The organism is Dictyobacter arantiisoli, assembly GCF_008326305.1.
GTDB classification, from domain to species: Bacteria; Chloroflexota; Ktedonobacteria; order Ktedonobacterales; family Ktedonobacteraceae; genus Dictyobacter; species Dictyobacter arantiisoli.
The window spans coordinates 1-12,133 of the sequence record NZ_BIXY01000031.1; the positions used below are offsets into that span (position 1 = coordinate 1).

General features: G+C 52.6%; 10 protein-coding genes. 3 read left to right on the top strand and 7 right to left on the bottom strand.

Going from position 1 to position 12,133, the window contains the following annotated elements:
• Positions 1-372 precede the first annotated feature (372 nt).
• Genes F1593_RS11845 through F1593_RS11855 form a run of 3 tightly spaced genes read left to right on the top strand, consistent with a single transcriptional unit; the run spans position 373 to position 4,064 of the window.
• Positions 373-1,692 (top strand): PAS domain-containing protein, encoded by a 1,320-nt coding sequence (locus F1593_RS11845; protein WP_149401775.1) that lies wholly within the window; start codon positions 373-375, stop codon positions 1,690-1,692.
• An 11-nt stretch (positions 1,693-1,703) separates the two neighbouring features.
• Complete coding sequence (locus F1593_RS11850; protein WP_235932561.1) at positions 1,704-2,834, top strand: sensor histidine kinase; 1,131 nt, start codon at positions 1,704-1,706, stop codon at positions 2,832-2,834.
• Positions 2,835-2,852: 18 nt separating this feature from the next.
• Positions 2,853-4,064, top strand: a complete 1,212-nt coding sequence (locus F1593_RS11855; protein WP_149401777.1) for an ATP-binding response regulator — start codon at positions 2,853-2,855, stop codon at positions 4,062-4,064.
• On the opposite strand, the gene F1593_RS11860 is transcribed toward F1593_RS11855, so the two are convergent.
• The 7 genes from F1593_RS11860 to F1593_RS11885 all read right to left on the bottom strand — a co-directional run bounded on the left by F1593_RS11860 (position 4,059) and on the right by F1593_RS11885 (position 12,119).
• Entirely contained in the window at positions 4,059-4,697 is a 639-nt protein-coding gene (locus F1593_RS11860) for an ATP-binding cassette domain-containing protein (protein WP_149401778.1), read from the bottom strand. The genes F1593_RS11855 and F1593_RS11860 overlap by 6 nt on opposite strands.
• 255 nt (positions 4,698-4,952) lie before the next feature.
• Positions 4,953-5,291 carry a hypothetical protein gene (locus F1593_RS28330; protein WP_172632068.1) on the bottom strand — a complete coding sequence of 113 codons (339 nt, stop codon included), beginning with the start codon at positions 5,289-5,291 and terminating at the stop codon, positions 4,953-4,955.
• Between the two features lie 87 nt (positions 5,292-5,378).
• Complete coding sequence (locus F1593_RS11865; RefSeq protein ID WP_149401779.1) at positions 5,379-5,573, bottom strand: hypothetical protein; 195 nt, start codon at positions 5,571-5,573, stop codon at positions 5,379-5,381.
• A 368-nt stretch (positions 5,574-5,941) separates the two neighbouring features.
• On the bottom strand, positions 5,942-7,120 hold the full coding sequence (locus F1593_RS11870) for a VWA domain-containing protein (protein WP_149401780.1): 1,179 nt from the start codon (positions 7,118-7,120) through the stop codon (positions 5,942-5,944).
• A complete protein-coding gene (locus F1593_RS11875; protein WP_149401781.1) occupies positions 7,110-9,419 on the bottom strand; it encodes a DUF5682 family protein in 2,310 nt (769 codons plus the stop codon). Before F1593_RS11875 ends, F1593_RS11870 begins: the two co-directional genes overlap by 11 nt.
• Positions 9,419-10,543: an ATP-binding protein gene (locus F1593_RS11880; protein WP_149401782.1), complete on the bottom strand. Its 1,125-nt coding sequence runs from the start codon at positions 10,541-10,543 to the stop codon at positions 9,419-9,421. The genes F1593_RS11875 and F1593_RS11880 overlap by 1 nt, the downstream gene beginning before the upstream one ends.
• Before the next feature lie 28 nt (positions 10,544-10,571).
• On the bottom strand, positions 10,572-12,119 hold the full coding sequence (locus tag F1593_RS11885) for a DUF5691 domain-containing protein (protein ID WP_149401783.1): 1,548 nt from the start codon (positions 12,117-12,119) through the stop codon (positions 10,572-10,574).
• Between the last annotated feature and the right edge of the window lie 14 nt (positions 12,120-12,133).

Here is a 12,133-nt window from a genome sequence, read left to right on the forward strand (position 1 = left end):
CGTCGTGGGTCTGGGAGGGCCTGAAGTGCTTCGTACAGTGAGAGCAACGAAAGGCTTTCTTCATTCGTCACGGATGCTCTCTTGAGCGTCAAGGTAGTATAATCCATATGAGATTTCCTTTGTGGTTTTGAAGTTTTTTGTATTCTACAAGGAAATCTCTTTTTTTTCACCTCCTCTAGGAGAATTGGAAAGCCCTGACAAGTTGTTGTGTGGTCTTGCGCATTGGGAAAAGGTTCTGTTATACTTTTCAATATCGCTTTACGCCAGGAAAAAGGCGTGAGCGGTTGAAATATTGGTTTTTCTCGCTGCGAAGGGGCGTTATCGATGTGGACGTGACTTCTGTAGCTTCATAGAGAGAGCGGAGGTAGTTCTATGTTTGAGCACAGCGCTCCACTGGTGTCAACTACGCAACCATCCAGTGCTCAGCAGCCCGGGAGTATATCGATTAGTTCTCTGGATGCCGATATTATCATTAAGAATGCTCCTGATCCGATCTTCATTTCTGATCTAGAAGGCAAGATTTTGTCGGCCAATGATGCAGTCTATGAGTTGCTGGGATTCCGCAATGATGAAGTTCTGGAACAGTCGCTCTCGCGCTTTATCAGTGCAGAGGAGACGCGTGAGTTTACGGCGGCGCTGCGTGAGGTGATCGAGCGTGGTGTGACGCGTAATGCGCGTTTGAATCCGCAAAGTGCCTCGGGCGAGGTGATCCCGACGACGTTGAATGCTTCGGCATTACGCGATACGGATGGCAGGGTGATTGGCGCGATTGGTATCCTGCGTGATATGCGTGAGTTGGATAAGGCCCGCGCCTATGCTGATAGCTTGATTAAGAATGCGCCGGACCCGATCTTTATCTCCGATCTGGAAGGCAAGATTCTGTCGGCCAATGACGCAGTCTATGAATTGCTGGGATTTCGCACTGATGAGGTGTTGGAACAATCGCTCTCACGCTTTATCAGTCCTGAGGAGACGCGTGAGTTCCTGGCGGCACTGCGTGAGGTGATTGAGCGCGGTGCGACACGCAATGCGCGCTTAAATCCTCGTACGGCCTCTGGAGAGGTGGTACCGACGACATTGAATGCTTCGGCGTTACGTGATACGGATGGCAAGGCGATTGGCGCGATTGGTATCCTGCGCGATATGCGTGAGTTGGATAAGGCCCGCGCCTTTGCGGATAATTTGATTAAGAATGCGCCGGACCCCATTTTTGTGTCTGACCTGGAAGGCAAGATTTTGCAGGCTAACGACGCAGTGTATGAGTTGTTGGGCTTCCGACCTGATGAAGTATTAGAGCAGTCGCTCTCACGCTTTATTAGCGCGGAGGAGACGCGTGAGTTCCTGGCGGCTCTGGAAGAAGTAATTGAGCGCGGGACCACGCGCAATGCTCGTCTGACACCCCGTACGGCCTCCAGTGAGGTGATTCCAACAACGTTGAATGCTTCAGCGTTGCGCGATACGGATGGCAAGGCGATTGGTGCGATTGGTATCCTGCGTGATATGCGTGCTTATGAGAAGGTGTTGCAGGATTTACAGGAGTCGAAGTCTGAATTGCAGGAAAAGATCCTTGATCTGGAGAAATTTGAAGAAGTGGTAGTGGGCCGCGAGTTGAAGATGATTGCTCTGGAAAAGGAAATTGAAAATCTGAAGCGTGAATTGGGGAGGGTGCGAGGTCAAAATAAATGGACATAGTGCAGTCGTCTGTGCCAGATACTGTTGCTTATCAAGCGATGAGCCATGAGCAATTGCTTGAGACTTATCAACAACTTCTGTTACAAAACAGTTCGCTGGAGATGCGTCTGCATAAGAGCGAGGAGCGCCGCCGTGCTTTTATCCATATTCTAACTGATCTGAATATGGTCAATCGGAAGCTGCACGATCAGCGGAAGGCGATGATCCATATTCTGGCTGACTATGAGCATGATCGGAGCCGTCTGGCGGCGCAGACCGAGCGCCTGCATAATTCGCGCCGTGCGTTGATGCATATCCTTCAGGATGCCCATCAGTCGAATCTGCGCCTGGAGAATAGCCGCAAGGCGATGATCCACATTATGAGCGATCTGAAAGAGACATCTGGCGAGGTGCAGCGCCGTGAGTTGGAGTTGCGTGAGAAGCAGGAGCAATTAGTTCAGGCGGGTAAGCTAGCCACGTTGGGCGAACTGACGACAGGTGTCGCTCACGAACTGAATAATCCTTTGAATAATATTGGTCTCTTTGTTGGCAACGCTATTGATTTGATCGATCTGGGAATGGCCGATACTGATCCTGAGCGTATCTTGCAGGAACTTGATAGTGCGATGCGTCAGGTCCGTAAGGCCACGGAGATCATTTCTCATCTGCGTACCTTTGGTCGTGCGGCCTCGGTCAGTCGCGAGCCAGTCATTCTGGCTTCGGTGATTGAGAATTCCATTTCGTTGATGCAGGAGCAGCTTCGCCTGCGGCAGATTGAAGTGCAGTTGCATCTTCCAGTACAGGAGGTGGTGGTGATGGGGAATGAGATTCAGCTGGAACAGGTGTTTATTAACTTATTGACAAATGCCCGTGATGCGTTGAGTGAAGTTGTCCATAAGGTGATTACTATTACCTGTGAGATCCATGGGCCAATGGTCGATATTAAATTTGGCGACAATGGTCCTGGTATCCCCGAGGGGCTTGAGCAGCGTATTTTTGACCCATTCTTTACGACCAAGGATGTCGGAGCCGGGACGGGTTTGGGATTATCGATTACATACGGTATTATTAAAGAACATCAGGGAGCAATCGTGATTGAGAATCATCCAGGCGAGGGGGCCGCATTCTTGATCCAATTGCCTTTGAACGCAGATGAGTTGTGAAGTGAGTGATTTGTCATTATGACCGAAGCATATATTCTCATTGTCGATGATGATACCGCTTTATTGCAGGCTCTACCTCAGGCTTTGCATTTACGCTTGCCTGGTACAAAGGTTGATACGTCTGATAGTGCGCTGAATGCGTTGGAAATGATTCAAACGCATGATTATGATGCAATTGTCAGTGATATTAAGATGCCTGGGATGGATGGACTGGCGTTGTTGCAGCACATTCAGAAATACCGCCCGGATACTCCTACGTTGTTAATCACCGGTCATGGCGATCATAGCCTGGCAATCCAGGCGTTGCGTGGCGGCGCCTATGATTTTATTCAAAAGCCGATTGATCGTGAGTACTTTGTAGCGGCTCTGCGACGTGCGACTCAGCATCGACAGTTGCGCCGCAAGGTACTTGAGCAGCAACAAGCTCTGGAACTGCATGCAAAATCCCTGGAAAGAACGGTCCAGGAGCGGACACGCGAGCTAGTAGAGGCAAATGCGGCGAAGGATGATTTTATTGCGATGGCCTCGCATGAGCTAAAGACACCTCTCTCCAGCCTTAAGGGCATGACGCAGCTTTTGCATCGCCGTCTGATCCGTGCCAACTCACCAGAAGTGCCTAGCCTGGTTAGTATGGAGAATTCGATTCGGCGCATTGAGGTGCTGGTCAATGACCTGCTGAATATCTCGTCGCTTGAGACAGGGATGTTTGATTTGTATTGCCAGCAGTGCGATTTTGTGGAACTGACCAGAAGCCTGGTTGAAGAATATATGGTTGGTACCAATCCCCGTCCTATCATTCATCTCCAACTCCCATCTGATCCTATTATCGTCAATATTGATGTCGAGCGTATGGGTCAGGTTGTACTTAATCTGCTCTCGAATGCGCGCAAATATTCGCCGGCGGGCTCAATCATTACCGTCTCCCTGGTTCATCGCGAGCATGATTATTGTATCCTGGTCAATGATACTGGTGTGGGAATTCCGGCTGAGATGATGGAGCATATTTTTGATCGTTTCTATCGCGTGCCGGGTATTGAGGTTCAGACAGGTTCCAGTGTGGGTTTTGGCCTGGGTCTCTATATCTCCCGTCAGATTGTCGAGCACCATGGAGGGCGCATCGAAGTGGAGAGCAAGCTGAACAGGGGAAGCACCTTCTCTATTGTGTTACCCCTGCTGGTCGAGCCGAAAAGCTCAGATTCTGATATCAGTCTCTCCTCACAGTCCTCATGACTTCTGAATGAGCATTCCGGCATTGATTTCCCAGCATTCCCCCGCGTAACGCTGGTTAAACCAGCGATCATGTGAAATCACCAGAACGGGACCGGGAAAGTGTAGAATCGCGGCCTCAAAAGCCTCGAGGAGATCCAGGCTGATATAGTTGGTGGGCTCATCCAGGAGCAGCACATTGGGTCGGGCCGCCAGCAAACAGGCCAACTCCAACTTGCGCCGTTGCCCGATACTCAACTGACGCACCTGCTTCTCCATATCCTCAAGCCGGAAGAGACCATAGCCAAGCAAACGTCCAATGAGCTCGCCTTCATACCCGATCTGACCATGGCGATAAGTTTCGATCACAGTTTGATCCTGTGCCAGCGCAGTGGGTTCCTGGGCCAGATAACCAATACGCGCCCCATCGACAATCCTAATCGTCCCCTGATCAGGTCTTTCTTCGCCCTGAATCAGTTTAAAGAGAGTGGTTTTACCGGACCCATTGGGACCGGTAAGCAGGATACGTGTCGTGGATGAGAGGCTCAGATTGACATTCTTAAGAATACAGCGTTCACCGAAGCGCTTACAGACATGCTCCAGACTTCCCTCCCTTTCCGGCCACCGCAGCCCGTGGTTAAAAAGCGCTAAAAGCATTAAAAGCCATAGAAAATATAAAATGCTCCTTTTGTAATGGATTGATATGCATCTTTCGATTGTGGTACCGCATGTATAATGCTAATAGAGGCTTGTGAGAAATAAATATCATCACAGGCTGTTATGCAAGATAAATAAGGTCTTGCAATGTAAAATATAGTGTGAGGATAGAAATCAATATGCAACAAACCCGAAAAAGCCTGAAGAAGGGCACACAGCTCGCTGGTACCACTGCGCTTGCCTTTGGATTTGCGGCTATTTTGGCATCTCATAGTGCACATGCTGCAACATATTCCCGCCATGGTCACAATCTTCCAGTTGCTTTACACCACCATGCTTGCATTGTTCCGACTCCAGCAAGCTACTGTGGAAGTAGTTATCCATCGACATTCCAGTCACCTCCGGCCCCGGTTGTTGTAAGTTTACCTGCGCAACCACCGCTGGTGGTAAATTTACCTGCGCCGCCACCGCTCGTGATTGCACCGCCACCACAAACCGTGGTCGTGAACCAGCCGCCACAAACGGTGAATGTTTTACCTGCACCCACACCCAGTGTCCAGTTCTCTGCGCCCTCATCAAATGTGACGTACTCACAGCCGCCCGCTCCATCGGCGCAACCTGGTCCAGCCCCAACCGGGGATGTTTGTCCGGGTCCGGTTACTTGTATACCTGCTCCATCGGCTATACCTGCCCCATCGGCGCAACCTGGTCCAGCCCCAACCGGGGATGTTTGTCCGGGTCCGGTTGCTTGTATACCTGCTCCATCGGCGCAACCTGGTCCAGCCCCAACTGGCTACAGCCCGGTTCCAACGGGAGCCCCAACTGGTTACGGCTCAGTTCCAACAGGGGCTCCAACTGGTTATGGCTCAGTCCCAACAGGGGCTCCAACTAGCTATGGATCGGCTCCTGTCGACAATTCTTGCCCGGTTAATTGTGTACCCGCCTCCCCGGCACAGCCTGGGCCTTCAGTGCAACCTGGACCCGCTTCATGGAGTGTAACGGTATCGAGCCCGAGCAGTTATGGCTACTGTTCTACTGGCGCTTCGGTTTCTTGCACAAGTGGTTATGGAGGTAGTTTTGCGCCATCGACAGCAGATGGGTTTCCATGTCCATCCTTATTCCGCGGTAATTTCTAGCCCATTGGATCATATCCTGGATTGAAATAGTAGCGGTAAGGAGTACAGTTTTGGAGTTTTTCTCCTGCTGTACTCCTTTTTTTGTTTTATAGCGCTCTTTCTCTTTTGTTAAGCCTGTCCACGTGTGGTGACGATATCATTGTTGGCGGCCCACAGATTTAGATCTTGCTGTTGGATGGCAGCGGCCATGAGATCTGGAAATAGCTCTGGTGTGCAGGCAAAGGCTGGAATGCCCATAGCAGCCAGTGCTTTTGCATTATTTTGATCGTAGTCGGGTGCCCCCTGGTCGCTCAATGCCAGTAAGCAGACAACCTGTACACCGCTGCTGACCAGTTCAGCGGCCCGGCGCATCATGCCCTGTCGATCTCCTCCTTCGTAGAGGTCGGTGATGAGGACCAGGATGGTTTGCGCAGGACGCGTGATGACCTGTTGACAATAGGTAAGCGCTCGATTGATATCGGTTCCTCCGCCCAGCTGGGTGCCAAACAGCAGATCTACTGGATCTTGCAAGTCGTCAGTCAGATCAACAACTGCTGTATCAAAAACGATCATGCGTGTGCTGACAGCTTTGAGGGTGGCGAGAACCGCTCCAAAGATGCCCGAATAGACGACCGATGAGGCCATTGAGCCGCTTTGATCGACGCAGAGGACGATATCACGCAATGATGAGCGTTTATGTCCATGTCCCACCAGCCGTTCAACAATAATTGAGCGCTGCTCCGGGAGATAATTTTTCAGATTCAGGCGAATGGTGCGATCCCAGTCGATCTCGTTTTGCCGGGGGCGATAACTTCTGGTGGCACGATTCAAGCTCCCACGTACGGCCTGTAAGAGTGGATTTGCCAGCTTGCGTTCCAGATCTTCTACCACTTTCCGTACCACCTGCCTGGCGGTCTCTTTGGTCTTTTCAGGGATAACGCGGCTGAGTGAGAGAAGTGTCGCTACCAGATGGACATCGGCATCCACCTGCTCCAGTATCTCTGGCTGAAGCAACATCTGCTTAAGATTGAGGCGCTGGAAAGCATCCTGTTGCATCACGCGTACCGTTGAGGAGGGAAAGTAGCTACGGATATCCCCTAGCCAGCGTGCGACGTTGGGCGCGGAACCGCCCAGGCCACCCGTGCGCTCGGCATTATATAATGCCTCCAGAACACGATCCATCTCGCCATCAGCCCCCTCAAGGTTACCCAGGAAGCCAGTAGCAGTATTGGAGGTGAGCTCGCTGGCGGCATCTTTGCCCAGGACCAGGCGCCAGCGGCGTAAGCGTTCAGTTTCATCAATTGCCATAAGATACTCCCATGATTTGCGCGAGAAGTGGTAAAACAAGATCAGCATGTGCTGGATGCAGGATCGGCCCCTGTCCGGATGCACCGGTTATCCTCTGGCTGGCGGGCTGATGCAGGCGTTTGACCTTTTCGCCCATCTGCCGCCGTTCGGGAGGTTGGAAATTGGCGAAGGCGCGCCGTAGAATGGGCAAGAGCGCGGTAAAGGTATCGGCTGCAAGCTCGCTCTGCCAGCGATCCAGCGCCAGCCAGAGATTATCCTGATGCAGGATGCGCACTCCGTTGCCGTGTAAGATGCCCTCGATCCAGGCCGCCGCCTGTGCGGTAGGAACGGCTGAAGCCAGAGCCAGATTGATAAGGTTCTGTATCTCATCATTATTCAATGCCTGCTGATCCAGCAGCAGCCGACAACAATGTCCACGGACCAGCCCATGAATGTTCTCGCTTTCCGCAATGCGCCGTAATGTCCGGTTCCAGTGTGTGCGTTGCTCGGCCAGATCCAGCAATTGGATACTCTCCATCACATGATCAATGCTGGTCAGCATACCCGCAGCAGCCTCGTCATCAAGTGAGGCACAGGCACCCGGCAGACCGATCAGGCTGCGCTCGAAGAGGCCATCAATGATCGGCAAGATATCCTCGGCCCTGGTCTGACGCACATCGCTATAGCGGGCGATCTGTGCCAGGGGCGGCAAGGCATCCATGAGATGGCGTACATCGGCGGTGATGGTGGCGCGTTTCTGTATCTCCTTCAGGAGTTGTGCGATGGCGACGGGTAATTCAGCGAGCAGTGCCCCTTTGAGCAGATGGGTGAGCTGTGGCAGTTCTGGCTGTTTGCTGGCGGCGTCATTGAGATAGGCCGTGGTGGCCGTTTCAATGGTATTGCCCCAGATATTTGCCTCAATGATTGTCAGTGAGAACTCGACCTTCCATTGAAGTTGCCAGTATTCCCAGAAGGTCCCTTTTTTGTTGCGCACCGGCATTATTTCTCCCCAGGGAATGCCCAGGAGATGCAGACGATGCAACAACTGGCTGCGGGCACGCTCATTCTTCTCACGCAGATCTAATTCCAATTGCTTGTGTTCGGCGGACGGTTTGAGGCGGAGACGGCGTTGTAGCTGCTCCAGATCATGTTGTAATGGGACGGCTGGTACATCCTGAGGTACCTGTCCCAGTTTCTCACCAATCTCCATTTTGGTGCGGATGAGATCCATAGGTGCGCTATCGCCGTGACAGAGCACGGTCTGGATGGCTTCGTTATGTTCAGCCAGACCGGGCTGGGTGAGATCGCGCATCGCGGACAGGGCTTCGCTGAGACGAACCGCTTCGATCACGCTGGCCGACGAAGCATCCAGATCATTTTTACGCAGCAAGCGAGCGGCCTTCGTAATCCAGCGGATAGCATTGCGATCTTTGACGGACCAGAGATGGGCATACCAGCCGGGCGCTTCGACACCCGCGCCATAGCCGCTGCGATAGGCGAGACGTGAGTTCGTCCAGGGAATCCAGGTGCTGGCAACTTTGATGCGTTTGAGGCCATGCAATAGTTCCGCGTCGGCTTTATCGGGGCCGGGATCAACCAGGACCGGTGCGTGCCAGGCTCCGCAGACGACCGCGATTCTCTGAAAGCCCTCGCGCTGGGCTACGCGAATGTTCTGACGCATTGAGGCTTCGCGTTGCGCCTCATGCTCATCTTTGGGCGGTCTATTGATGCGCAACTCAGTCATCGCCTCAAGGATACTCTCAAAGAAGCCCACCATATCCTGACGTTGTTCAATCTGGCGCTCCCACCACAGTTCATGATCCGTATAGCCAGCGGCCTGAGCCAGCAGAGACAGTGGATCATCGTGCAGCTGGATTTGTTGCTCCTCCTCACTTTGTCCCGACTGAGGGAGAGTCAGCACATCACTGTTTGTTGGATTGCTCTCTGTTTCTCCCTCTGATCCTGCCAGCGGTTCCTCTTTATCCTGTTCCTCGTGCGTAACCTGCGCCAGTTGGATCGCCTGTGGTAGATCTATAAAGCGTGCTGGCACGTTGGCGCTATGGGCATACTTGAGCGCCTGCCACTCGGGCGAATAGTCGGTAAAAGGATAATAGACGGCCTTTGCAGGCTGATCGGGCGCATAGATCAGTAAAGCAACCGGCGGCTTCATAGCTGGATTTTGGATAAAGGGCAACATGTCTTGCGCATCGGGTGGCCCTTCGATCAGCAGGATATCCGGCTCGAGTTTGAGCAGGGCGGCGCGCAAGCTGCGCGCACACCCCGGTCCATGGTGGCGAATGCCAAAGACATGTATTGTCACTAAAGCACCTCATTGAACGAACGGTACAAATCTTTCCAACCTTCACGATCTTTGACCACGGTTTGCAGGTATTCCAACCAGACGACGCGATCCTGCACAGGATCTTTAAGAATCGCTCCTGTCAGGCTGGCCGCCAGATCGCTGGCATTGAGGATGCCATCCCCATAATAGCCCGCCATTGCCAATCCACTATTGATGACCGAGATGGCCTCAGCCGTAGAGAGGGTGCCGCTGGGAGATTTGAGCCTGGTTTTGCCGTCGATAGTGAGGCCGGAGCGCAATTCGCGGAAGATGGTCACGACACGGCGAATCTCTTCGAGTGCCGGTTTTTCGGCTGGCAGTTCCAGAGCACGACCCAGGCTGGTGACGCGCTGATCGACAATCTGGATCTCTTCATCAATGCTGTCGGGCAGTGGTAAGATGACAGTATTAAAGCGGCGCATCAGGGCGCTGGACAGTTCGTTGACCCCTTTATCACGATTGTTGGCGGTCGCGATCACATTAAAGCCTTTGTGTGCCTGGGCCTCGGTATTCAGCTCCGGTATTGGCAGCGTCTTTTCAGAGAGAATCGTGATCAGGGTGTCCTGAACCTCGCTGGGAATACGTGTCAATTCCTCGATGCGGGCAATTTTGCCTTCCTGCATTGCATTCATCATTGGACTGACGACCAGGGCTGCTTCTGATGGCCCCTCAACCAGCAAACGAGCATAGTTCCAACCATAGCGGATGGCGTTTTCGTCAGTGCCCGCTGTTCCCTGAATAAGCAATGTTGAGTCGCCCATGATGGCGGCGGCTAGATGCTCACTGACCCAGGATTTAGCTGTGCCTGGAACACCATAGAGGAGCAGGGCGCGATCAGTAGCGAGCGTGGCGACGGCAATTTCGATCAGGCGCGCATTCCCGACGTATTTTGGCGTGATAACAAAGCCATTCTTGAGGGTGCCACCCATCAGATAGGTGCGTACCGCCCAGGGAGAGAGTTGCCAGTTTGGTGGTCGCTGACGGGTATCATGTTTTGCCAGTTCTGCCAACTCTTCCGCATATTGTTGTTCGGCGTGGCGGCGCAGGACGGCCTGCTCTAAGCTTGTCGTGTCAGTATGCTCAATGTTTTTGGCTGTCGTCATGGTCGTTAAATCTCCTTGTGCTAGCGATTTATATTTCTGTTAAGATGCGCTTGCGTATATGAATAAGCGTGGCCAGGCTGTGCAGTTGATTTTGGCGTCTCTGGCGAGACCAGTGCGTGTCATCCTCTGGTAGTTCAGTGCTCGCTATTTCCAGGGCGAAATCCAGCTTTGAAGGATCTAAACAGATAGCAAGCTGAAACAACAGTGTGCTGTCCCAAAAGCTGTAATGATCATTTGGATTGGTTGTGATATATGTTTTGAACATCGTGAGATACTTATCGCTGAAACTCGCGCTCCATGGTGCTGGCAATAGTAGCAGTGGATGCTGGCTTTTTTCACGATCCTCTAATAATGGCGTGAGTATTTCCTCCGCATCTGCTGGTGCTAATGCTGCGAAGAGTTCACGCGCAGCTTTTCCTATCGGTTGCAGGCTCGTGGACAGGACATGCTGGATATACCAACCGAGTAGTGGTTGATACCAGTTGCTGGTGTGATGACGATACGCGGCTTTGATCAGATCTACGATGAGTGCTTTTCCCATCTCATTGGGGTTAAGCGCGTCAATAAATGTAGCTGGCGCGACGTCGAAACGGCTTTCCCAATGTTGTGGTGAGATGCGCCCGATAGCTTTATGGAACCAGTATTCGCTACTCAGTTTATCCTGCTTCAGTTTGGCGATAGCGATATCATTCTTCCAGTCCAGATCAATCTGCTTGGGAAGCGTGATGAGCAGTTTATTCTGCAATGAGGATTTTTTGAAGTCGAGCATACTATCGGCACGTGCGAGCAGGCGTTGTACAGAAGGTGAGGTTGGGATGTGCAGCAGGAGTCTGGCTGCGGCCAGACGTACACTCTCGCCGCGATCATTTAATGCCTGCTCGATAAAGTCTTGATCGGCGTCCGAGATGCCACTTTCAAGGCAGGTGAGCAGTGTGGCACGTACATCAGCCTTCTCTTGCTTCCAGACCTGCTCGAGCCAGGTGCGTGCCTGAGCGGGATCTTGTGTGCGTAGACGGCTCAGGATTTCTTGCCGTTGCTCAAGCGTTCCTTCTTGCCAGAGCGTTTCTGCTTCTGCCGGGAGTATGGTGGCATGCTCATCCACCAGATAGCGAGATGCCCATTTCCAGGTTGGTTTGAACTGACTGAGCCAGCGTCCCCGTTCACCCAGCAGTGGCGCCAGCTGTGAGCGATGCTCTGAATTGGTGGTGCCATAGGCGAGACATTGTGGCAAGACCTCATCTGGTATTCTGTGCCCACTGCTGCGTAAGCGCTCCAGGGCTTCAGGTAACAGTATTGTATAGGGCGGTTGGAATAGTCCGATCAACAATTGGGCGTTCCGGGATAAGCAGGCTGGCATAGTTTCTGGCGCGGCAACTTCAGGGAGTGTCTGCGCGCTGCTAACCAGACTACTTGCCTGCTTATAGATAGCTAGTGCTCCGGCGGTTAACAGGAACGAGCGCTCTTTCTGCTCAACTGGTAGCTGCGCGGCCAGGGTATCGATGGCTGTATGTGTCTCTGGCAGTGCCTCATTGGCCTGTCCCGTCCCCACAATCGCCGTCGTAACAAAGGTATCCATGATAGACTAGCTCC